Origin of the sequence: Leisingera sp. JC11 (genome assembly GCF_040704725.1) — a bacterium.
Taxonomy (GTDB): Bacteria; Pseudomonadota; Alphaproteobacteria; order Rhodobacterales; family Rhodobacteraceae; genus Leisingera.
In genome coordinates, this window is the sequence record NZ_JBFCVS010000004.1 from 89,144 (window position 1) to 111,759 (window position 22,616).

The window sequence follows — 22,616 nt, forward strand, 5'->3', positions numbered from 1 at the left end:
TTCTAAAAATACTCCTGCCGGAGGCTCCGGCCCCTACCGCACGCGCCGCCGCTCAATACCGCAGCACCTGCCCGGCATCGCTCACCACGAACTTCTGCACATCGCCGAACCCCGGCGGGTCCAGCTCTGCCAGCACCTGGAACGGGCGCTGCGGCAGGATGATCGCGCGCTGGGTCCGGGTTGCCCCGGTATCGGCGCCGCGCCCGCCAAAGGGGTCGAGCGCAAAGATCTCCCGCTCCACGGTGCCGAACCAGCCCGCGCGCTCCTCGCGCACGTCTTCGCTTTCCAGCTCCTCCAGCGTCCAGGCCAGCGCCCAGTCCTGGCCCGCGGGCGCCTCCGCCTCCTCAAGCACCCGGTGCAGCGGCCCGGACTGCTCGGTATAAGCTGAGGAATACATCGGCCCTACGTGGTAGCGGCGCAGATGCTTGGGGTGGAGGTCGTCGAAATCCTCGTCAAACCCCTTGGCAATGGTCACCAGCTTCAGCCCCGCCAAGGCCTGCGCCATCAGATGCGCCTGCACCTCCGGCCAGCGGCGTTCATCCTTGGGCAATGCCACCTTGCCGCTGTCCTCCAGCTCCATCAGGTAGATCACCGGCAGGTTCACCTGGCTGTCATAAGCCGCCCAGTGCAGCAGGAAGCGCCGACGGCGCTCGCCGATGTTTTCCAGCCATTCGCAGACCGGGTCGTTCTGTGTCCAGAACAGCTCCCCCTTCAGCAACTCCTGATAATAAAGCCGCTGCGACAGGGCGAACTGCAGCTTCGCCGGCACCGCCCGGTCCGAGATGATGGTGCGCACCATATCATCCTTCAGCTGCGCCTCACTCGCCATATTGGCCAGATGCCGCTCCGCCTGCTGGGCATCATTGGCCATGGTCATGAGTTCCGCGGCAACCGGAAAGCCGCTGTCACGCTTGTCCATCGCCAGACTGCCGAAGAAGCGGCCCGTGTCGCGCCCCGCCATCAGGTATTTCATGGAGAGCGCGCGGAAGGTGAAATTGAGCCGCATAAGGTAAGCAGTCAGAACCTTCACATCGGACTTCGACAGCCGCCCCTCCGCCTGCATCGCCGCCGCCACCCGGGTGAGGTGCCGGATGATGGTCGCGAACTTCTTGAAGTACCGGCGCGAGGCGAAGGTATCGCTGAGGCCCGTGTGATCGTGGGAGGGATTGGTCATACCACTCCCCTTCCTGGACGTGCCGCTTGCGGCGCGGACAGCGCCCGGCCGCCCCCCCGGGCGGGCGCTACGCCCCCACCCGCGGCCGGGCTCTGTCCTCTGTTTTGCTCAATCAGGCTCCAGAGCAAAACGAGAACGTTTTTTAGACCCGGATGGACAAATTTGGCGCCATTTTCAAACATTCAATTTCTGCCTTTGAAGTAGCCAGGTTTGCACTTCAGGAACACAGCCAAAGTCAGCCCAGCTATGCCCAGCACGAGTTCAAGCGGGATGCTGAGTTCAATCGCGATTTTGTCGGAAGCCCAGAGAGACGCAACTAACACAGCAACCCCAGCGCAAACCCTTAGCAAAGCGCGTAGTTTACCCCCCATACAGGTTCTTGTCGTGCTTCTCGACAATCGCCGCGAACCGGCGGGCAAAGCGTTCATCCGCCTTGGCCTTCTTCTCCAGCACGTCGCGGGCGAACACCATGTTGCCCTCATGCGCTTCCAGCATGTCGGCCATCTTCTGGTTGGTCGCGGTGCCGATCGCGGCCATCGCGGTCTGGGCTTCCTTGTCGGTCTGCACGCCGATCTCGTTGATCCTATGCGCCACATCCTGCTGCTGCGCGGTCTTCAGCGATTTGGTCAGCGCATCATACAGCACCACCCGCTGCTGGGTGTCCGTCTGCAGCTTGTTGATCAGCACCATCTGCGTCGCCGCCTGGTTCTGCAGGGAGTCGACCCAGGTCTTGCCCTTTTCGATATAGCGCTCCAGCGTCTGGGATTTCGCAAGCTTCACCTGCTCCTCCTGCACCAGCGCGTTGTACTTGGCGTTGATATCGGCCAGCTCGGTCTCCAGCTTGGTGCGCGCGGCGGCGTCCTGCTCGACCGAGATCTTGTTCTCCAGCTCGATGATCTGCGGGTCCAGCGCCACGATCTCAGCGCGCACGCCCTCCAGCTCCTGCACCGTAAACTCGCGGTCGTCCAGGGTCGCCGAGAGGTTCACCTGCACTTTCTCGCGCTGCTCTTCCAGGGTCGCCAGCTGGCCCTCCAGCAGCTTCACGATCACGTCGGACTTGGCGATCAGGTCCTGCAGCTTGTCGTCGATATTGGCGGTGCGCATCCGCTCCTGGCGCATCGAATCCGATTTGCCCTTGGAGAAGAAGCCGACAAAGCTCTCCCAGCCGGTCTTCGACCGCATCTCGTCGAAATCCTTGGAGAACGCCGCAGTCACATCATCCAGCCCCATGATCAGCTCGGCAATGTTAGCGTTCATCACCTCGGTATGCGCGTGCACGTCTTCCAGCGTCGCGTTCTCGATGTCGATGCTGGCATCCTCACCCGCCTCGATCTTGCTGCGCGCGGCCTCAATGCGCGAGGTCAGCGCCTCGATCCTGGACTGCGACTCGCGCACCTTTTCCTGGCTGTCCGACACCATTTTCTCAAATTGGGACACACTCATCGCATCCGCTCCTTCCCTGTCAAATACCTGATCCCGATATGGGGATGTAAATAGATTTTACATCCCCTGAGGCGGCGTAATTCCGCCCGTTTCAGATGCACTGTTGCAGACGGGCCGCACAAAGAAAAGCCCCGGAGGATCCCCCCGGGGCCGCATTGCGGAAACTGGCTGTTTCACATGGTCTGCTGCTTGCTCAGCACCAGAAAGGTCATCATCCCGAAGGGCGGAATGCTCTCCTGCACCTCGACCTGCAGCCGGTCCTCCTGCAGCACCGTTTCCAGCGCGAAATCGGAATGCCAGCCGATCACATTGGCCAAGGGCGCCGACAGCTTCTCGAGCGACGCCCGCACCCCCTTGCCGCTCTTGAAATGATTGGTGACCACCAGCTTGCCGCCGGGTTTCAGCACCCGCGCGATCTCATGCATCACCTTCTCCGGGTCCGGCACCACCGACAGCACATGCATCGCCGCCACCGTGTCGAAGGAATTGTCCGGGAAATCCAGCTGCCGGGCATCCATCTGCCGCAGCGCCTCGACCTGTTTCAGCCCCTGTTCCTGAACCTTGCCCCGCGCCTTCTTCAGCATGTCGTGGCTGAAGTCGATGCCGGTCACCTGCAAGTGCGGCGCGTAATGCTGCAGCGACAGCCCGGTGCCGACCCCGACCTCCAGCACCTTGCCCTCGCGGGAATTGATGTAGCGGGTCGCCCTGCGGCGGCCCGAGCGCGTCACCGCACCGAATGTCCTGTCATAAACCGGCGCCCAGCGCGCATAGGATTCTTCAACTGCTTTGATATCCAATTCGTCCCTCCCCGGACGTATTGGGCTAGCCCTTTGGCTTGGAAACCAGCCCCCAAATCACCATCGCAACGTAGCCGAGGCATAGCACAACCAGCACCGTCCATGCATAGGTCAGTAATGCCGCAGCCATGAAGGCAAAGCCCACAAGCAAGTACTTAACATTCTCACGTGAAATTTTAACTGCTTTCGGCGACCAGGTCGGGATGTGGCTGATCATTGCCAGCCCCACCAGCACCATGTTGAGACAGATCAGCAGGTCATGCAGCACCGGTTCGCGGCTGCCATAGGCAAAGGAAGCGAACATCGGCAGCAGTGCCAGCAGCGCCCCGGCAGGCGAAGGAATGCCCTCGAAAAACCCCTTGCGCAGTTTCGGCGCGTCTTCTTCCGACTTGCTGCTGACATTGAACCGCGCCAGCCGCACCACGCAGCAGACCGAGAACACCAGCACCGAGATCCAGCCGATGCCGCGCATGTCCTGCAGCGCCCACAGGTAAATCACCATCGGCGTCGCCACGCCGAAGTTCAGGAAATCGGCCAGAGAATCCAGCTCCGCCCCCATTTTGCTGACGCTGCGCAACGCCCGCGCCAGACGCCCGTCCAGCCCGTCCAGCACCGCCGCCAGCAGGATCAGCATCACCGCCAGCTTGAAGTTGCCGGAGATGGCAAAGCGGATCGCCGACAGTCCGGCGCAGATCGCGCCGATGGTCATCAGGTTCGGCATCAGCTGGATCAGCGCAAACTCGGATTTCTTCTTTTCCGGGGCGTCATACATGGCGGTGGCTCTTTCTTCCTCGCGGGGCGTGTGTGTGCCACGGCAAGAGGGTAACATCCGGGCAGGCAATGCCGTGGCGCACATATGCCCCAAGACCCGCCGCGGCGCAACGGTCGTGCCTGCCGTGCGGGATCAGCCCTCGTTCCGTCTGGTGAAAAGCCGTCCGGAAACCGCCAGCCGCTAGGGCAGCGGCACCTGCCGGACGCGATGACAGGACATTCGCATAAACCACGCCCGTCCTTCACCATTTGTTAGATGCCCATAGCGATTATGCCATTCAGCGGCATTTGCTTCAAATGAGGAAAAATAAAAGTTGCTTGAACGACAAACACCTGATCCGGCTCGAGAATCCTGCCATCATAGCTCCCGGAACGCGGAAAGACTCGTCCAGTCCGCAAAGTCCGAACCCCTGACCGATGGCGGCATCCGGACCTCACAGCTCCTCTCCGAAGCCCTCAGCATCGATCCCCGCCACCACGAAGCGCAGGTCTTGCAGGAACGGCTCCACCAGACATTTGTCCCGCGCTGGCATTTTCCGATGCTCGCGGACAAGGCGCGCAACAGCGCCTACGCCAGGGCCATCGAGGCCAAGGTGAAACCCGGTGACGTGGTTCTGGATATCGGCTGCGGCGCCGGTTTGACGGCCATGCTGGCGGCGCGCGCCGGTGCAAAGCATGTCTACACCTGCGAGCAGCAGCCGCTGATCGCCCAGGCCGCGACGCAAGTGATCGCGGACAACGGCCTGAGCGACCGCATCACGGTGATCCCGAAGTGGTCGCATGACATTGTGGTGGGCGAGGACATTCCGGTGCGGGCAGATGTGGTGATCTCGGAAATCGTTGACACCGTTCTCCTCGGCGAAGGCGCGCTTGCCACACTCACCCATGCCATGGCCGCGCTTGCCAAGCCGAACGCGCGCGCGATTCCGGAACAGGGAACGCTGTTGGCCCAGCCGGTGGAAAGCCGCCAGCTGCTGGACCTCTGGCGCCCTCAACAGGCTGAGGGCTTCGACCTCAGCGCCTTTCACCGCTTTGCGCGCGTCGCGCAGCTTACCCCAAACGATTTCGAAGCCTGCGAACTGCGCCCCCTGGGCCCGGCAACAGAATTGTTCGCGTTTGACTTCACCCGGCCGGACATCAATCCGGCGCGCATCACAGCGGAACTCGCCTGCGCCCGCGCGGGGACCGTCCATGCGGTGCTTGTCACCTTCGAAATGGATCTGGCCCCCGGCATACACGTGGCGAACGGGCTGCACTCCGGCGGCCACTGGGGGCGGACCGCCTTCCTGCTGGACAGCCCGGAACTGGCAACGGCCGGGGACCGCCTGACGGTGACCGCGCAGCATGACGCGTCCCAGCTCAGCCTGTCGGTGCACGCCCCGCTTGCCCGCTCCGAAGACGCGCCCTCCGCCGCCCTGTGGATGTCCCCGGCCTGGAATGCAAACCGCCCGGTTCGGGACACCGGCGGCGCACCTCTTCCGGCAGCATTGGCGCGCCCGTCGTCAGCAGCCGCCGGCATCGAAAGCCAGGGGCGCTCCTATCACTAGAACAGCCGGCCCGGCTCACCCGCGCCCAGCAGCGCGGCTGCGGCGCCGAGCGCAAATCGGCTTCTTGTGCACTTGCCCGGTGCACAGGGGGTGTACAGGGGGTGCACGGATGGCACCCCCTGCATTTTCAAGTTTAGTCCGCCTCAGCCGACGACGTTGAACTCCGGCCCGTAGGGGTACTTGGTGATGTTCTCGTTGCCGTCCTCGTGGATGATCAGGATGTCATGCTCGCGGTAGCCGCCGGCCCCAGGCTGGCCGTCGGCGATGGTCAGCATCGGCTCCATCGAGATCACCATGCCCGGCTCCAGCACCGTGTCGATGTCCTCGCGCAGTTCCAGGCCCGCCTCGCGGCCATAGTAGTGCGACAAGACGCCGAACGAATGGCCATAACCGAAGGTGCGGTACTGCAGCAGATCCCGCTCTTCAAAGAAGGCGTTGATCTTGTGGGTGATTTCCGCACAGCTCGCGCCCGGCTTCAGCAGCGAGATACCCAGCTCATGGGCCGCCACGTTGGCCTCCCAGATGCGCAGGGATTCAGCATCCACCTCCTTCACGAACATGGTCCGCTCCAGGGCAGTGTAATATCCTGAAATCATGGGGAAAGTATTCAGGGACAGAATGTCGCCGCGCTCCAGACGGCGGCCCGTCACCGGGTTGTGGGCGCCGTCGGTGTTGATGCCGGACTGGAACCACACCCAGGTGTCGCGGTATTCCGCATCCGGGAAACGCTTGGCGATCTCCAGCTCCATCGCATCGCGGCCGGCCATCGCCACGTCGATCTCCCGCGCGCCTTCCTTGACCGCGTCGCGGATCGCAAAGCCGCCGACGTCGGCCACCGCGGCGCCGGCCCGGATCATGTCGAGCTCGGCTGCGGATTTTCCCATCCGCTGGCGCATGGTCGGCTCATAGAGGTCCACCAGCTGCGACGGCTTCAGGAAGCCTTCCAGCTTGGCCTTTTGCAGCAGGGTCAGGTGATCGCTCTCATAGCCGACCACTGCGCCCTCACCGCTTACCGACTTGATCGCACGCCAGAAATTGTCGCGCTGCCAGTCAGTGTAGGTGATGTTGTCGCAGAACGAGCGGCGCCAGGGCTGGCCCGCATCGATGCCGGCCGAGATGGTCACGGCCTCGGAGGCAGTCACCACCAGGCCGTAGGGACGCCCGAAGGCGCAGTAGGTGAAGCCCGAGTAGTAGGAGATGTTGTGCATCGAGGTGAAGACAGCAGCGCTCACCCCGGTGTCAGCCATGATCTTGCGCAGGCCCGCGATCCGCGCCTCATACTCAGAGACGGCAAATTGCAGCGGCGCCTTCTCACCGTTGTGAAAACGGTACATTTCAGGACGTGCAGTCATATCAGACCCTTCCTTCTTACAAGAAAGGTCCCGGCGTTCAGGACAGTTTTGGAATGTGGGGGCTGGCATGTATTCCATGCGGCGACGCCATCGCCTGGCCCTTAAGCCGGAAGATGCGGCGGAATGCGGATTCTGGCAAGAAGTTTTTTACGCCCCATAGGGTGGGCGATTCCGCCCACCGCCGCCGTGCTCAATTCACAATCAGCGCCACCAGATCGCTGTCCGGATCCGCAAGAGGATCGATCACGTTGAAATGATGCTTGCCGAAGGCAATCACGTGATCCGCGCTCCAGGCTTCCACCAGCCAGACCGCCTGATCCAGGAACGCCGGGCGCTCCTCTCCGCCGACCCAGACGGTGACCTCCGCCGGAAAACGGTCCTGCATCTCCACCGGGCTTTCCGCCACGGCGGCAGCGGAATCCATTTTGAACTTCTGGTTCATCGAAGTGCGCAGAAGGGGCAGGAGATCCGCCAGCGGAGAGATCGGGATCACCGTCTTGATCCGCTCGCCGACCTCGGGCGGCAGCAGCGCCCTGTCCAGCATCCGCGCCACGAGATGGCCGCCCGCAGAATGGCCCGCCAGGGCAATCGGGCCGTCCACTTCCTCCGCAACCCGCGTCACCGCAGCTGAAATCTGCCGGGTGATATCGGCGATCCGCACGTCAGGGCACAGGTCGTAGGACGGCATCGCCACCGCCCAGCCGTGCGACATGGCGCCGCGCGCCAGGTGTGACCAGGAGCTCTTGTCGAAGGCCAGCCAATAGCCGCCATGGACAAAGACAAACAATCCCTTGGGCGTGCCCTCCGGCAGAAACAGGTCGAACCGCTGCCGCTCCCCCTCGCCATAGGGAATGTCGAGCCGGGCACGCTCATGCAGGCTGTTGCGGAAGTCCTCCGCCGAGGCCGCCCAGCGCGGCGGGTATTGGTCTGCGTTCTCGATATAGGCCCCGTTGGCATAGGCATCATCCAATTCCATGCCCAGTCTCCCCTGTTCTTATTCTTTGCGGCTACCAGACAGTCTGGCACAGCACATGTCAAATTGCTTGCCTCAAAAATCTTCGCCGGAAATTTGATCAAATTCTGGACTCATCAATCCTTCTGGACATATCAATGCGCAACTGCTTTGCATTCCAGCAACAGAACACCCGGGAGGCCCGCCATGCTTGACGCAATCACTGACCTGAAATCCCTGCTCAAAGACCCCAGCCTGCTGGAAACCCGCGCCTATACAGGCGGCCAGTTTGCCGATGGCGAAGGCACCTTTGACGTATCCAACCCTGCCCGCGGCGACGTGATCGCCCAGGTCGCCGACTCCAGCCGCGCCCAGGTGGCGGGCGCCATTGCCCAGGCCGATGCGGCGCAAAAGGACTGGGCCAAATGGACCGGTAAGGAGCGCGCCAATGTGATGCGCAAGTGGTTCGACCTGATGATGGAGAACCAGGAGGACCTGGCAGTGATCCTGACCGCCGAGATGGGCAAACCGCTGGCGGAATCCCGCGGCGAGATCGCCTATGGCGCCTCCTTCATCGAGTTCTTCGCGGAAGAGGCCAAGCGGATTTACGGCGAGACCATCCCCGGCCATCAGCGCGACAAGCGGATTACCGTGCTCAAGCAGCCGATCGGGGTTGCTGCCTCGATCACCCCCTGGAACTTCCCCAATGCGATGATCACCCGCAAGGCAGGCCCGGCACTTGCCGCGGGCTGTTCCTTTGTCGCCCGCCCGGCGGCGGAAACCCCGCTGTCGGCCATCGTGCTGGCCGTGCTGGCAGACCGCGCGGGCATCCCGGCAGGCGTGTTCAGCGTGGTGCCGTCCTCGCGCGCCTCCGACATCGGCAAGGAGTTCTGCGAGAACGACGCGGTGCGCAAACTGACCTTCACCGGCTCCACCGAGGTCGGCCGCATCCTGCTGCGCCAGGCCGCGGACACGGTGATGAAATGCTCCATGGAACTGGGCGGCAACGCGCCGTTCATCGTGTTCGATGACGCCGATCTGGATGCTGCCGTCGAAGGCGCCATCATGTGCAAGTTCCGCAACAACGGCCAGACCTGCGTCTGCGCCAACCGGATCTATGTGCAGGCCGGCGTTTACGATGCCTTTGCGGAAAAGCTGAAAGCCGCAGTCGAGAAGATGAACGTCGGCGACGGCCTCAAGGACGGCATCCACTTCGGCCCGCTGATCAACAAAGAAGCGGTCGAGAAGGTGCAGGAGCATATCGCCGATGCCACCGCCAAGGGCGGAGAAGTGATCCTGGGCGGCAACCCGTCGGAACTGGGCGGCAGCTTCTTCCAGCCGACCATCGTCAAGGGCGCGACCCAGGAGATGGCCTTTGCCACCGACGAGACCTTTGGCCCCCTCGCCCCGCTGTTCAAGTTCGAGGACGAGGATGAGGTGATCGCGATGGCCAATGACACCATCTTCGGCCTCGCGTCCTATTTCTATGCCAAGGACCTCAGCCGCGTGTACAAGGTGGCCGAGGCGCTGGAATACGGGATCGTCGGGGTCAACACCGGCATCATCTCCACCGAGGTGGCACCGTTTGGCGGCGTCAAGCAGTCCGGCCTGGGCCGCGAAGGCAGCCACCACGGCATCGAAGACTATCTGGAGATGAAATACATCTGCATGGCGGTCTGATCCGCCCCGCGGACCGGCACAGCCGGGTCAGTGCCGGGTCATCGTCCCGGCCACCCGGCTGATGGCGCTGGCCCAGGCGGACTCGGTCTCCGGGTCCAGCTCCGCCCCCAGAACATCGCGCAAAGCGGCGATCAGCGCCCGCTTTGCCGCCTCCGTCTCATGCGGGCCGAGCTCCAGATGGGCGTGCTCCTGAGCCAGCTGGGCCCCGATATCTTCCAGCGTGCGCGGATCATCCAGATTGCGCACACAGGACGCGATCATCGTTGTCAGCATCATTTTCTGCTTCACGAAGTTGCCGCGGAACATTACCCGCACCTCAGGAAGCATTGTGAACAGATGCACATAGAACCGCTCCGCCAGATCCGCCTTGCGGGCGAATATGCCGGCAAAGCTCTGCTGAACATGCTGTATCTGCTGTGGTCCCATGCAGTTCACCCGGACCGCGCATTGACAGCACCGGCGGGCGGTCAAACACCGGTGCGACGACCATTAACCGCCCCAGTGTGCCGCCAAATTCCTAACAATCGGTTGCGTCTTGCAACCCTGGCCCGTTTCTGCCTCCGCCGGAACAACCCCGCGAAACCGGAAAAAGCCCCCTGGCGGGGCCAGGGGGCTTCTTGTGCACGAACCGGGGTCCGGACGATCAGTTGACCGCTTTGGCCTCGATCTCCGGGCGGTTCGAGCGGGAGGAGGAGATTTCGATCCGGCGCGGTTTCAGCGCCTCCGGCACCTCACGGTGCAGATCGATATGCAGCATGCCGTTCTCATGGCTGGCGCCGGTCACATGGACATGATCGGCCAGGGTGAAACGGCGTTCAAATGCGCGGGTGGCAATACCGCGGTGCAGGAAGGTGCGGCCTTCGCCGTCCTCTGCCTTCTTGGCGGACACGACCAGCGCGTTTTCTTTCACTTCGACGTTCAGGTCTTCGTCGGAAAACCCGGCCACAGCAATCGAAATGCGGTAGCTGTCGGCGTCGGTCTTCTCGATGTTGTAGGGCGGGTAGCTGGACTGTGCGGCATCGGCGCTCAGGGCGCGGTCCATCAGGCTGGCGATCTGGTCAAAGCCGATAGTGGCACGATGCAGCGGTGCAAAATCAAAAGTACGCATTTTCCATCCTCATTCATGAGCGATTTCAGGATGCCTTCCCCGCGGGGACAGGCTGATTTTAACTCCGGGCCCCAATCAGCGGCTGCCCGGATAATTCTGAGATAGGAAGGGAAAATACGGCTTCAAGAGGCGGGTCAGTCGCCGACGCTGACAAATTTCGCGCCGCCCGCGGATCCGCCGCCGCCGACCCGGATCCGTTTGATCCGCCGGTCCGGCGCGGCCGCCGGATTGCGGCTCAGCTGCGCCTTCAGCTCGGCCACCCGCTCAGGCAGCTTCATGCCGAACGCGACCTGCCTGCCCGCATAATTGCCGCCGCCGGAGACCAGCGCCAGAATCCGCCCGCGCCCGCCGACCTGCGAGAACACCGGCGCCCCTGAGGAGCCGAAGGTCACGTTGCAGTCGATCATCAGCACATCCTTATGCTCCCCCATCAGGTTGCATGCGCGCTGGCGCGACAGCGCCTCGGCCCGGCCCAGGCCATAGGAGGTCACTGAGATTTCACTGCCATAATCCTGGCCCGAATGCAGCGCAAAGGCATCCGCCTGGTCGCTGAGGATCGGCGCTGCCAGACGGATCAGCGCCACGTCATGGCGGATGTTTTCCATATTCAGGCGCGAGCGCGGATTGTAGCCGGGATGCGCCGCTATCTGCAGCGCCTGGCGTTCGGCTATCGCCGCCCCGTCCCGCAGGCCTGCACGGAAACTGACTTGTTCCACCGGGCGCAATTCCCCGCTCCGGTCATAGACGCAATGGGCTGCAGTGAGGACCAGCTCCGGCGCGATCAGCGTGCCGGTGCAGAACCCCTGCCCGTTCAGCTCCAGCCGCCCGACGGCCTCCCAACCAAACAAGTCATCGCGGTCGGTCAGGCGGCGCAGGCCGGTGCCCTGGGCCATTGCGCCCCCGGCCTCCGCCAGCATGGCAACACCCAGTATCAGCGCCCGCCAGATCATTGCTTGATGAACTTCGCACCGGAGGAACTCGCCCGCTCCCCCACCTTCACCCGGCCCACGCCGGGCGGCAGCTGCCCGCCGGTGGCAACTCCGGTCAGTTGCGCCTGCAACAGGGTCAGCTCCTCGGCCAGGGCAGATCCCAGCGACACCCGCTTGCCGCTCACCTCCGCCTTGGCAGAGACCACCGAGACGATCCGCGGAGTGCCGTCCTCAAAGGAGAACACTGGCGCGCCGGATGAGCCGAAATCCACATCGCAGGACATCACCAGCACCCCCTGCTGCCGCGCCATCACCGCGCAGACCTCCTGCAAGGACGGCGCCTCGGAGCGGTCATGGGCATAGGACACCACACCGATCTTGGCCCCCTTGCGCGGGCGTTCCTCTGTCTCAAACGGTGTTACGGTGGTGTTGCGGATCGGGCGCTGCAATTGCAGCAGAGCAATATCGTTGCGCACCCGGTCCGTCGACAGCTCGCCGCCATAGACATAGGAGGGATGCTGCACCGCCCGCCGCACGCTGCGGTAGGCCGAGGCGCGCCCGTTGCGCCAGCCGGCCAGGAATTCGATGGTGGCAGGGTCGATCGGCGCCTTGGTGCGGCTGTCATAAAGGCAATGGGCAGCGGTCAGCACCAGGTCCGGGGCGATCAGGGCGCCGGTGCAGAAGCCCTTGCCATTCACGTCCAAACGCCCGACCGCTTCCCACTTGCGGCCTGCATCAAGGGTATCCATCCGCTGCAAACGGCTGTCTTGCGCCAATGCGGCGGCTGGCAGCAAGAGCGCTGCAACCGCAAGAATCCACTGCCTCACATGCGTCTCCTCTTATCCACCGCTGGGAGATTATCTGTCTGTTCAGGCAAAATTACGGCAAGCCCGCGGTGATTGCAGCCCGATTCTTTTGCGAAGAGGTCAGCGCAGGACGGGCACCTCCGGCGCGCGCTTGCCCGGTGCCGTCAGCGCCGGCGGCTGCGGGCCGCCGGTGGCCCAATCCAGCAGCTCCACCGTGTGCACGATCGGCAGTTCGGTGCCGGAGCCGATCTGCATCATGCAGCCGATATTGCCGGCGGCGATCAGGTCGGGCTGTTTTGACTCCAGCGTCTTCACCTTGCGTGCCTTCAGCTCGGCAGAGATTTCCGGCTGCATCAGGTTGTAGGTGCCCGCCGACCCGCAGCACAGGTGGCTGTCCGCAGGCTCCACCACCTTGAAACCGGCGCGTTTCAGCAGTGTCTTGGGGTGGGTCTTGATCTGCTGGCCGTGCTGCAGCGAGCAGGCGGCGTGATAGGCGACCGTCAGCCCTTTTTCTGCACCCTCCGGCAGGTCTAGCTGCATCAGCAATTCGGAGATATCCATGGCGATGCCTGACACCCGTGCCGCATCCGCCGCCAGTTCGCTGTTTCGGAACATATGCCCGTAGTCCTTGACCGTGGTGCCGCAGCCGGAGGTATTGATGACAATGGCGTCCAGCCCCTGCCCGTCCATTTCCGCCGCCCAGGCGCGGATGTTCTTCGCCGCGGTGGCGTGGCTTTCCACCTCGCGCCCCATGTGATGGGTCAGCGCGCCGCAACAGCCCACGCCCTTGGCCACCACCACTTCGCAGCCAAGCCGGGTGAGCAGGCGGATGGTGGCGTCGTTGATATCGGTGTTCAGCGCCTTTTGCGCACAGCCGGTCATCAGCGCCACGCGCTTCTTGCGTGGCGCCTTCGGCGCAAAGCTCTGCGGGTCGTCATTGCGGCTGACCGGCGGGATGGTGGTGGGCGCCATGTCCAGCATCGCGCGCAGCCGTGCATCCGGCAGCAGCCCCTTGAACGGCTTCGCCAGCTTGGCCCCCAGCAGCGCTAGCCGGAACCGGCCCGGATAGGGCAGGATCCGCGCCAGCAGCCAGCGCAAGGCGCGGTCGCTCCACGGGCGGTCATAGTGCTTTTCGATATAGGCGCGCGCATGATCCACCAGGTGCATGTAATGCACGCCCGAGGGGCAAGTGGTCATGCAGGCCAGGCAGCTGAGGCAGCGGTCGATGTGCTTGACGGTCTTGGCGTCCGGCACCCGCTCGTTCTCCAGCATGTCCTTGATCAGATAGATGCGGCCGCGCGGTGAATCGAGCTCATCGCCCAGCACCTGATAGGTCGGGCAGGTCGCGGTGCAAAAGCCGCAATGCACGCAGGTGCGCAGGATTTCATTGGCGCGTTTCGTGCCGGGGTCCTGCAGCTGCTTTTCGGTGAAAGTGGTCTGCATATCTTACCCCATCAGGCCCGGGTTGAGGATGCCGCGCGGATCGAACTGGCTCCGCAGCCCCGCGGAGATGGCCGCCAGCGGTGCGGGCTGCGGCTGGAATACGCCGAGGCGCGCGCGGGTGTCGGCACTGGCCCGCACCAGCGTGGCATGGCCGGGCACATCTGCCAGTTTCTGCCGGTAATCCTCCCCTTCAGGCACAAGGCTCCAGATCAGCCCGCCGCCCCAATCGGCAACATGCTCGAAATCCCACTGCCCTGTTACTTTGAGCATGTCAGTCGGCTTTACCGAGGTTCGCCACACGTCTCCGGCTTTGCCGCGAAACGGTTCTGCGTCGCGCAAGGACTGCCAAATATGGGTATTTTCTTCTGCGTCGATGTTCAGCTCATCAGGTTTCAAGTCAGAAAAGAGCCTCCGCAATTCTGTCAGGCGGTATTTGACGGAGTCTTCGAATCCCTCCACCCGAATGACCGTCATCGATTTTCCAGCACGCCCCTGCGGCACCCTGCCTGCACCGGTCACGTCATAGGGTGACTTCAGAGCTTCACAGAAGACTTTCAGCGCCGCAGTCCATCCAAGCCCGTGCCAAACCAACGTGCCACTGCACTCAGGCTTTGGCAGCACCTTTAGCGACACCTCCGTCAGAACCCCCAGCGTGCCATGGGCGCCGCACATCAGCTTGACCAGGTCATAGCCGGTGACGTTCTTCATCACCCGGCCGCCGTTCTTGACCACCTGGCCGGACCCATCCACGAACCGCACCCCCAGAAGATGATCCCGCGCCGCCCCCGCCTGAATGCGGCGCGGTCCGGACACATCGGCCGCGATCACCCCGCCAATGGTCGGCTCGCCGTTCGTGCCCAGCAGCCCCCGGTGGTCCATCGGCTCGAACGCCAGCCGCTGGTTTTGCGCGGCCAGCAGCGCCTCCACCTCTGCAACCGGCGTGCCCGCCTTGACCACCAGCGTCAGCGCACCAGGCTCATAAAGCTCAACCCCGGACAGTCCGCGGCTGCTCAGGACCTCGCCTTCCACCGCCAGCCCGCGGGTGCCGCCGCCCTGAATGCTGAGTGGCCCGCTTGCGCCTGCAATGGCTTCGGCCAGTTCCGCCTCGCTCCCTGGTGTCATCATCTTCTTCTTTGTCCAAATACTCTGGGGGTTTGGGGGCAAAGCCCCCATCACTCGGCAGCCAGTGCCATGGCCCGGCGGCCCTCGGTCACCGACAGCGGAAACACCTTGGCCGGATTGAGCAGCCACTTCGGGTCAAACACGTCCTTAACCTTCAACTGAGCCTCCAGATCTGCCTCAGTGTACTGATGCAGCATCAGATCGCGCTTCTCGATCCCCACGCCATGCTCGCCGGTCAGGCAGCCGCCAGCCTCGACACACAGCTTCAGGATTTCGGCGCCGAAGGCCTCGCAGGTTTCCAGGTCGCCGGGTTTGTTGGCGTCAAACAGGATCAAAGGGTGCATGTTGCCGTCGCCCGCATGAAACACATTTGCCACATCCAGACCGAACTCCTTGCTCATCTCGCCGACCCGGCGCAGCACGAAGGGCAGCGAGGACACCGGGATGGTGCCGTCCAGGCACATGTAGTCGTTGATCTGCCCCATCGCGCCAAAGGCCGACTTGCGGCCCAGCCAGATGCGGGCGGCCTCATCCGCGTCGCCGGCCTCGCGCAGCTCCACCGGGTTGTGGGAACGGGCAATCTCGATAATCAAACCCAGCTGGTGATCGATTTCCGCAGGGCTGCCCTCGACCTCGACGATCAGAAGGGCCTCGCACATCGGGTAGCCTGCCTTGGCAAAGGCTTCGCAGGCCTCGATGCAGGGGCGGTCCATGAATTCGATGGCCACCGGCAGCACGCCTGCCTTGATGATGTCGGAGACACAGGCGCCGGCCACCTCGTTGCTGTCATAGCCAATCAGCACCGGCCGGGCGCCCTCCGGCTTGCGCAGGATGCGCAGGGTGGCTTCGGTCACCACGCCCAGCTGTCCCTCGCTGCCGCAGATCACGCCCAGCAGGTCCAGCCCGCCGGCGTCCAGATGGGCGCCGCCGATCTCCACCACCGTGCCATCCATCATCACCATGGTCACGCCAAGGAGGTTGTTGGTGGTGACGCCGTATTTCAGGCAATGCGCCCCGCCGGAGTTCATCGCGATATTGCCGGCAATGGCACAGGCCAGCTGCGAGGACGGGTCGGGAGCGTAAAAGAACTCCTCCTCCTCCACCGCGCCGGAAACGCTGAGGTTGGTGCGGCCGGTCTGCACCCGGATGATGCGGTTGTCGTAATCGGTCTCCAGCACCTCGTTCATCCGCGCTACGCCCAGGATCACGCAATCCGCGGTCGGCAGCGCCCCGCCCGCGAGCGAGGTGCCCGCCCCGCGCGGCACAACCGGCACGCCTTCCTCGTGGCAGATACGCAGCACCTCCGAAACTTCCTGCGTGCTTCGCGGCAGCACTGCCATCAAAGGCGGGCACTTGTAGGCGGTCAGCGCATCGCACTCATAGGCGCGGGTTTCCGCCTCGTCCTGAATCACTGCATCCGCAGGCAGCACAGCCAAGAGCCGCTCAGCAAGTCGGCCCTTGCGGGCCAGAATGGCGGGGTTTGGGGATGGCATTTCCATTTGGGCCTCCTCTTTGGTAAGATAATATTACCAATTTTACACATCTGGCAAGGGATGGATTGCCGCGCTAGGGTCAGCCCATGATCTGGACCACCCGCCTTCAGCAGTTTTCCCTCCTTGACCTCGCCGCGCTGGCCCTGCTGATCGCAGGCTGGCTGTGGATCGGCTGGCGGATCGAGAACCCGCCCGCCGGACGGCTCTCCGTCTCCCTTCTGATGGAGGATTTCAGGCGCGACTGGATGAAGCGGATGGTGGAGCACGACCCGCGGATCTTCGACGCGCAGCTGGCGGGCAATCTGCGTCAGGCGACCGCTTTCTTTGCCTCTGCCGCGATGATTGCCATCGGCGGCGGGCTGGCACTGATCGGCAATACCGAGCAGCTGGCGGGGGTGGCCGAGGACCTGATCCAGGACAGCGCCCCCGCCTTTGTCTGGGAGGTCAAGATCCTGGTGGTGCTGCTTCTGTTGTCCAATGCGTTTCTGAAATTCGTTTGGGCGCACCGCCTGTTCGGTTATTGCGCGGTGCTGATGGCGGCAGTGCCGAATGATCCAGCTCATGACCTCGCCTATCCCCGCGCCGCGCAGGCGGCTGAGATCAGCATCACCGCCGCGCGCAGCTTCAACCGCGGCATGCGGTCGACCTATTTCGCCCTGGCCGCGGTGGCCTGGCTGGCAGGCTCCCTGCCGCTGGGTGCGGCGGCGCTGATCACCGTGGCGGTGCTGTACCGGCGGGAGTTCGTCTCGCACTCCCGCCGGATCCTGCTGCGCATCCCGCCGGAAAGCAAAGGAGACACGGTTTCGTGAAACCGTCGCTCCGCCTCAAAAGCTATGGTGCGGGCATGAGACATTTGCTTCTAATCTGCACGTTCAGTGCTGCCGCCCTGCCCGCCTTTGCCGACGAGCCGGTGATCGAGAACGCCACCGCCCGCCAATCCGGCGGCAGCTGGTCCTTCAGCGTCACCCTCTCTCATCCCGACACCGGCTGGGAGCATTACGCCGACGGCTGGCGGGTGCTGGACATGGAAGGGAATGAGTTGGGGCTGCGCGTGCTGGCACATCCGCACGAAAACGAACAGCCCTTCACCCGGTCCCTGAGCGGCGTGCAGATCCCTAACGGCACAACTCAAGTGCAAGTCCAGGCCCGCTGCATAGTGGATGGCTGGGGCGAAGAAACATACATCCTCCCCCTGCCCTGACTTTCATCTTTCCAAAAATACTCGCGCCGCAGGTATGCGCCTCAAGGCGCATTCACACCCGGTGATACGGGCTGCCCGCCAGAATCGTTGCGGCGCGGTAGATCTGCTCCGCCAGCATCACCCGCACCAGCATATGCGGCCAGACCATCTTGCCGAAAGAGATCGAGAAATCGGCCTCGGCACGCAAAGAGGGATCAATGCCGTCCGCGCCGCCGATGATCAGCGCCAGGTCCTGGCGGCCGCTGTCGCGCCAGCCTGCCAGCTTATCCGCGAAGTCCGGGGAGGAAATTATCCTGCCGCGCTCATCCAGGGTGCAGATCACCGCCCCCTTGGGCAGCGCCTTGCGCAGCAGTGCGGCCTCCGCCGCCATGCCTGCATTTTTCTTGTCCTCGATCTCCACCACCCGCGCAGGCCCAAGGCCCAGCGCGCGGCCGGTCCGGTCGAACCGGGTGAAGTAGTCGCCGATGAGTGATTTTTCCGGGCCAGCCCGCAAACGGCCGACCGCACAGATATGCAGACGCATGAATTTCCTGAAACAATCCGGCCCGCACCCTTGCGCGGGCCTGCATCAAATCAGCGTTGGATCAGCTCTCCGCCGCCGGTGCTGCCGCGTTGCCAGCGGGCATCCACATCTTTTCGAGCTGGTAGAACTCGCGCACTTCCGGGCGGAAAATATGGACAATCACATCACCGGAGTCGATCAGCACCCAGTCGCCGGCATCCTTGCCTTCGACCTTGCAGGTGATCCGGTACTCCTGCTTGAGCCGGTCGGTCAGCTTTTCCGCCATTGCAGCGACCTGACGGGTGGAGCGGCCGGAGGCCAGCACCATATAATCGCCGATCGAGGTCTTGCCGCGCAGGTCGATCTGCACAACATCTTCGGCTTTGTCATCGCTGAGTGAGGAGAGAATCCGCTCCAGCAGCTGTTCGCTGGTGGGCTGGGACTGGGCGGCCATCACGGCTGCCCCATTAACAGCGGCATCCGCCGCTTGAGGTACGGGTGACAGGACATAGTCCTCCTTGCAACGCGCCGCCTAGCCCCGGCGCCGGGCCTGTTAATAATGTAGCAACCGGATGGTGAACTTTCAATGAAACCCCGCCCCGGCGATGCAAGCCCTGTGCTTTATCCGTCATTGCCGGAAGGTGCAACCCTCACCGGCAGCGGGTCGTTCAGCATCCGCACTTCGCGCTGCGGGAACGGGATCGAAATGCCCTGTGCCTGGAACGCATCCCACAGCGCCAGATAGACATTGCCGCGAATGTTGGTGAGGCCGCCGGTGGGGTCGTCGATCCAGAACCGCAGCACGTAGTCGACGCTGCTGTCGCCGAAGCCGGTGATGTGGCAGACCGGTTTCTTGCTGCCGTACTGCAGCACCCGCTTGACACCGCAGGCCGCCTCGATCGCGATCCTGCGGACCTTGTGCGGGTCATCGTCATAGCCGGTGCCAAAGGTAAGGTCGAGTCGGACGTATTTGTCGGAATGCGACCAGTTCACCACCTGCGTGGTGATCAGGTCCTCGTTGGGGATCAGGTACTCCCGCCCGTCGCGGGTGACAACGGAGACATAGCGGGCGCCCAGCGCATTGATCCAGCCGAAGGTATCGCCTAGAGAAATCACATCGCCCGGTTTGATCGATTTGTCCAAAAGGATGATCAGCCCCGACACCAGGTTCGACACCACCTTCTGCAAGCCGAAACCAAGGCCCACGCCGATGGCACCGGACAGCACCGCCAGTCCGGTCAGGTCGATGCCGATCGCCTTCAGCCCGATGAAGAAGGCGCCGCCGAACAGCAGGATCTGCGCCAGCTTGGCCGCCAGCACCTGCATTGACGGCGAGATGTCGGAATTGGCGCGGATCCGGTTGGCCGCCACCGAGGAAATGACCCGCGCCAGCGTCAGCATCACGCCAAGGATCACCACCGCCTGCACAACCAAAAACAGCGAAATCCGGAGATCGCCGAAACTGATGGCGATGCCGTCCATCAAATGCACCGCATCTTCAGTGATGCCAAGAATACGCAGGGTGATCCAGATCCAGGCGCCGTATTTGACCAGATTGCGCAGCAGCGGATTGCCAACCAGCCTTGTTGCAAAGGAAACAATCATCCAGGCCAGCGACAGGTTGGCGATCAGCTCCAGAAGGCGCGACCGGCTGGGCCATGTCACTTCCCGCATCACCAGCACCACAGCCCAGATCAGCAGTACAAACAGGATGCCGCGGATCCGCTTGTGGACTACCAGTCCCGCCCGCATCCGCCAGCGCGGCCAGCCTTCCCGCGCCCGCAGCCAGTCGTGAAAAGCCTGGGCAACCGGCCGCGCGATCAGGGTGGCCAGCACAAAGACCACCAGCACGATCCCCGCCTGATAGGCGTTCCAGGGCCTGAGCAGCAGCTCAAGACCCTCGGCCGCCAGCGCCCACAGCTGCTGGCCAAGCTCCAGCGCCTCGGCAGTGCTTTCGGCAATTGCGTCCCTGGGTATCGCGTCCCTGGGTGATGTCTGCTCTTCCGGCTCCATTGCGCCCCCTTTTCCTCCCACTGTGCCGCCGCGCCCGCATTCGATCAAGCCAGAGAGAAAACATCGCCAGCATCCTGACAGTTTGCTAGGCTGCTGGAAAACCGGAGGGTCATATGGCAGAAACCGTCAGACAACCGCTGTGGATGCGTTTTCTGATGTTTGCGCTGCCGGGGATATTCATCCTGTTCGGCCTGCTGGCGTTCCTGGACAGCTGGCGCTTCGTGCGCAATGCCCAGCCGGCGCAAGCAGAGATCCTGTCAGTCCGCTACGTCTACAAAAGCCGCACCGACTCCACCACCAAGCGCACCGTGGAAAACGGCGACTACTATCCCACTGTCCTCTACCAGGACGCGGCTGGCGACTGGTGGCAGGCAGAGACGCATCTGCCGGTGTTCTTCACCCCCGAAGTGGGCCAGACATTCGAAATCCTTTATCACGAGGAGAACCGCGGCTGGGTGCAGGAGCGGCACGGCTTTTTCACCACCTGGATGGTGCCGCTGATTATGGCTGGGCTGGGCATTGCCGGTGCCTTTGGAATGCGGTTTGCCCTGCGGTCGATGTCACGCGCCGATGCCAAGCGGCTGGCGGCCAAAGGCGGCTCAAGCTGACCGGCTCCCCCTTCAGTGTGAAGCAAGGCCAGGATGCCGCCGTGCTTCGCCAGCGCCCGCCTGCGAACGAATCTTGATTGCCGGCCCGTGCGGATGTATCTGACAGCCATGACCCTCGTATTGGCGCAAAAGATCGAACTGCAAGACCGCGCGCGGCTGCGCGAGCGGTTCTTTGGCGCCGCCCGCACGGTCCTGGCGCGCCTATAAGGTGCTTGCCCAGCCCAAAGCCAGCATACCCAATACATTACGGGAGAGGACCCATGTCCCCCAAGACACTCTATGACAAGATCTGGGATGCGCATGTTGCGCATGAAGCAGAGGACGGCACCTGCCTGCTCTATATCGACCGCCACCTGGTCCATGAAGTGACCAGCCCGCAGGCTTTTGAAGGCCTGCGCATGGCCGGCCGCAAGGTGCACGCGCCCGAGAAGACCATCGCCGTGCCGGACCACAACGTGCCGACCACGCTCGACCGCGCCAAGGGCATCGAGAACGAGGAAAGCCGCATCCAGGTCGAAGCGCTCGACAAGAACGCCAAGGAATTCGGCGTGCATTACTACCCGGTGGATGACATCCGCCAGGGCATCGTGCACATCGTCGGCCCGGAACAGGGCTGGACCCTGCCCGGCATGACTGTGGTCTGCGGCGACAGCCACACCGCCACCCACGGCGCGTTCGGCGCGCTGGCGCATGGCATCGGCACCTCGGAGGTGGAGCACGTGCTGGCCACCCAGACGCTGATCCAGAAGAAGTCCAAGAACATGAAGGTGGAGATCACCGGCAAGCTGAAGCCGGGTGTCACCGCCAAGGACATCACCCTGGCAGTGATCGGCGAGACCGGCACCGCCGGCGGCACCGGCTATGTCATCGAATACTGCGGCGAAGCGATCCGCGATCTGTCGATGGAAGGCCGGATGACCGTCTGCAACATGGCAATCGAAGGCGGCGCCCGCGCCGGTCTGATCGCGCCGGACGAAACCACCTTTGAATACGTCAAAGGCCGCCCGCACGCTCCGAAAGGCGCCCAGTGGGAAGCCGCGCTGAACTGGTGGAAGACCCTCTTCACCGACGAAGGCGCGCATTTCGACAAGGTCGTCACCCTGAAGGGCGAGGACATCGAGCCGGTCGTGACCTGGGGCACCTCGCCCGAGGACGTGCTGCCGATCACCGGTGTGGTGCCGAACCCAGAGGATTTCTCTGGTGGCAAGATCGAGGCGGCCCGCCGCTCGATCGAGTACATGGGCCTCACCCCCGGCCAGAAGCTGACTGACATCGAGATCGACACCGTGTTCATCGGCTCCTGCACTAACGGCCGTATCGAAGACCTGCGCGCCGTGGCCGAGGTTGTGAAGGGCAAGAAGATCAAGGACGGCATGCGCGCCATGATCGTTCCGGGTTCCGGCCTGGTCCGCGCTCAGGCAGAAGAAGAAGGCCTGGCCGAGATCTTTGAGGCTGCCGGTTTCGAGTGGCGCCTTGCAGGCTGCTCGATGTGCCTGGCGATGAACCCCGACCAGCTGGCCCCGGAGGAGCGTTGCGCCGCAACCTCGAACCGCAACTTCGAAGGCCGCCAGGGCTACAAGGGCCGCACCCATCTGGTGTCGCCTGCGATGGCCGCTGCCGCAGCACTGACCGGCCGGCTGACGGATGTGCGTGAGCTGATCTGAGCCTGAGGGGC

General features: G+C 63.4%; 23 protein-coding genes. 7 read left to right on the plus strand and 16 right to left on the minus strand.

All coding sequences use genetic code 11. The features are described 5' to 3' along the window. Window positions 1-52: 52 nt before the first annotated feature. From AB1A62_RS06050 to pssA, 4 genes are all read right to left on the minus strand, one after another. Entirely contained in the window at window positions 53-1,174 is a 1,122-nt protein-coding gene (locus tag AB1A62_RS06050) for a hypothetical protein (protein WP_366660628.1), read from the minus strand. Between the two features lie 360 nt (window positions 1,175-1,534). After that, window positions 1,535-2,617, minus strand: a complete 1,083-nt coding sequence (locus AB1A62_RS06055) for a hypothetical protein (protein WP_366660629.1) — start codon at window positions 2,615-2,617, stop codon at window positions 1,535-1,537. A 173-nt stretch (window positions 2,618-2,790) separates the two neighbouring features. Further along, the gene (locus AB1A62_RS06060) at window positions 2,791-3,414 is read right to left on the minus strand and encodes a methyltransferase domain-containing protein (protein ID WP_366660630.1); all 624 of its coding nucleotides are present in this window, start codon (window positions 3,412-3,414) and stop codon (window positions 2,791-2,793) included. A gap of 25 nt (window positions 3,415-3,439) precedes the next feature. Beyond that, window positions 3,440-4,186, minus strand: coding sequence for a CDP-diacylglycerol--serine O-phosphatidyltransferase (gene pssA, locus AB1A62_RS06065; protein ID WP_366660631.1), 747 nt, complete (start codon window positions 4,184-4,186; stop codon window positions 3,440-3,442). A 313-nt stretch (window positions 4,187-4,499) separates the two neighbouring features. Between pssA and AB1A62_RS06070 the strand changes: the two genes are divergently transcribed. Beyond that, window positions 4,500-5,732, plus strand: coding sequence for a 50S ribosomal protein L11 methyltransferase (locus tag AB1A62_RS06070; protein WP_366660632.1), 1,233 nt, complete (start codon window positions 4,500-4,502; stop codon window positions 5,730-5,732). Window positions 5,733-5,875: 143 nt separating this feature from the next. Here AB1A62_RS06070 and AB1A62_RS06075 read toward each other — a convergent pair whose 3' ends face one another. Further along, window positions 5,876-7,084, minus strand: a complete 1,209-nt coding sequence (locus AB1A62_RS06075) for an aminopeptidase P family protein (RefSeq protein WP_366660633.1) — start codon at window positions 7,082-7,084, stop codon at window positions 5,876-5,878. Window positions 7,085-7,274: 190 nt separating this feature from the next. Further along, complete coding sequence (locus AB1A62_RS06080; protein WP_366660634.1) at window positions 7,275-8,060, minus strand: alpha/beta hydrolase; 786 nt, start codon at window positions 8,058-8,060, stop codon at window positions 7,275-7,277. A gap of 183 nt (window positions 8,061-8,243) precedes the next feature. On the opposite strand from AB1A62_RS06080, the gene AB1A62_RS06085 reads away from it, so the two are divergent. After that, window positions 8,244-9,716 carry an NAD-dependent succinate-semialdehyde dehydrogenase gene (locus AB1A62_RS06085; RefSeq protein WP_366660635.1) on the plus strand — a complete coding sequence of 491 codons (1,473 nt, stop codon included), beginning with the start codon at window positions 8,244-8,246 and terminating at the stop codon, window positions 9,714-9,716. Window positions 9,717-9,743: 27 nt separating this feature from the next. Here the strand turns inward: AB1A62_RS06085 and AB1A62_RS06090 are convergent, their stop codons facing one another. The 7 genes from AB1A62_RS06090 to AB1A62_RS06120 all read right to left on the minus strand — a co-directional run bounded on the left by AB1A62_RS06090 (window position 9,744) and on the right by AB1A62_RS06120 (window position 16,623). Further along, window positions 9,744-10,142, minus strand: a complete 399-nt coding sequence (locus AB1A62_RS06090; protein ID WP_366660636.1) for a globin domain-containing protein — start codon at window positions 10,140-10,142, stop codon at window positions 9,744-9,746. Between the two features lie 217 nt (window positions 10,143-10,359). Further along, entirely contained in the window at window positions 10,360-10,824 is a 465-nt protein-coding gene (locus tag AB1A62_RS06095; RefSeq protein ID WP_366660637.1) for an Hsp20 family protein, read from the minus strand. Window positions 10,825-10,958: 134 nt separating this feature from the next. Further along, the gene (locus AB1A62_RS06100; RefSeq protein WP_366660638.1) at window positions 10,959-11,774 is read right to left on the minus strand and encodes a trypsin-like serine protease; all 816 of its coding nucleotides are present in this window, start codon (window positions 11,772-11,774) and stop codon (window positions 10,959-10,961) included. Continuing rightward, window positions 11,771-12,502, minus strand: coding sequence for a trypsin-like serine protease (locus tag AB1A62_RS06105; RefSeq protein WP_366660775.1), 732 nt, complete (start codon window positions 12,500-12,502; stop codon window positions 11,771-11,773). The genes AB1A62_RS06100 and AB1A62_RS06105 overlap by 4 nt, the downstream gene beginning before the upstream one ends. Before the next feature lie 177 nt (window positions 12,503-12,679). Further along, complete coding sequence (glcF, locus tag AB1A62_RS06110) at window positions 12,680-14,002, minus strand: glycolate oxidase subunit GlcF (protein WP_366660639.1); 1,323 nt, start codon at window positions 14,000-14,002, stop codon at window positions 12,680-12,682. A 3-nt stretch (window positions 14,003-14,005) separates the two neighbouring features. Continuing rightward, window positions 14,006-15,124: an FAD-binding protein gene (locus AB1A62_RS06115; protein ID WP_366660776.1), complete on the minus strand. Its 1,119-nt coding sequence runs from the start codon at window positions 15,122-15,124 to the stop codon at window positions 14,006-14,008. A gap of 50 nt (window positions 15,125-15,174) precedes the next feature. Next, complete coding sequence (locus AB1A62_RS06120; protein WP_366660640.1) at window positions 15,175-16,623, minus strand: FAD-linked oxidase C-terminal domain-containing protein; 1,449 nt, start codon at window positions 16,621-16,623, stop codon at window positions 15,175-15,177. A gap of 80 nt (window positions 16,624-16,703) precedes the next feature. Between AB1A62_RS06120 and AB1A62_RS06125 the strand changes: the two genes are divergently transcribed. Beyond that, complete coding sequence (locus AB1A62_RS06125) at window positions 16,704-17,426, plus strand: DUF599 domain-containing protein (protein WP_366660641.1); 723 nt, start codon at window positions 16,704-16,706, stop codon at window positions 17,424-17,426. Between the two features lie 35 nt (window positions 17,427-17,461). Continuing rightward, window positions 17,462-17,818 (plus strand): hypothetical protein, encoded by a 357-nt coding sequence (locus tag AB1A62_RS06130; protein ID WP_366660642.1) that lies wholly within the window; start codon window positions 17,462-17,464, stop codon window positions 17,816-17,818. A gap of 52 nt (window positions 17,819-17,870) precedes the next feature. Here AB1A62_RS06130 and rlmH read toward each other — a convergent pair whose 3' ends face one another. The 3 genes from rlmH to AB1A62_RS06145 form a co-directional block, all read right to left on the minus strand. Beyond that, window positions 17,871-18,341 (minus strand): 23S rRNA (pseudouridine(1915)-N(3))-methyltransferase RlmH, encoded by a 471-nt coding sequence (gene rlmH, locus AB1A62_RS06135; protein ID WP_366660643.1) that lies wholly within the window; start codon window positions 18,339-18,341, stop codon window positions 17,871-17,873. A gap of 61 nt (window positions 18,342-18,402) precedes the next feature. Next, window positions 18,403-18,774: a ribosome silencing factor gene (gene rsfS / locus AB1A62_RS06140; protein WP_366660644.1), complete on the minus strand. Its 372-nt coding sequence runs from the start codon at window positions 18,772-18,774 to the stop codon at window positions 18,403-18,405. A 167-nt stretch (window positions 18,775-18,941) separates the two neighbouring features. Next, window positions 18,942-20,333 (minus strand): mechanosensitive ion channel domain-containing protein, encoded by a 1,392-nt coding sequence (locus AB1A62_RS06145; protein ID WP_366660645.1) that lies wholly within the window; start codon window positions 20,331-20,333, stop codon window positions 18,942-18,944. A 113-nt stretch (window positions 20,334-20,446) separates the two neighbouring features. Here AB1A62_RS06145 and AB1A62_RS06150 point away from each other — a divergent pair, with 113 nt between their 5' ends. The 3 genes from AB1A62_RS06150 to leuC all read left to right on the plus strand — a co-directional run bounded on the left by AB1A62_RS06150 (window position 20,447) and on the right by leuC (window position 22,605). After that, window positions 20,447-20,941, plus strand: a complete 495-nt coding sequence (locus AB1A62_RS06150) for a DUF3592 domain-containing protein (protein WP_366660646.1) — start codon at window positions 20,447-20,449, stop codon at window positions 20,939-20,941. A gap of 108 nt (window positions 20,942-21,049) precedes the next feature. After that, window positions 21,050-21,148, plus strand: a complete 99-nt coding sequence (locus AB1A62_RS06155) for an isopropylmalate isomerase (protein WP_226429013.1) — start codon at window positions 21,050-21,052, stop codon at window positions 21,146-21,148. Between the two features lie 53 nt (window positions 21,149-21,201). Further along, window positions 21,202-22,605: a 3-isopropylmalate dehydratase large subunit gene (gene leuC / locus AB1A62_RS06160; RefSeq protein ID WP_366660647.1), complete on the plus strand. Its 1,404-nt coding sequence runs from the start codon at window positions 21,202-21,204 to the stop codon at window positions 22,603-22,605. Window positions 22,606-22,616: the final 11 nt, after the last annotated feature.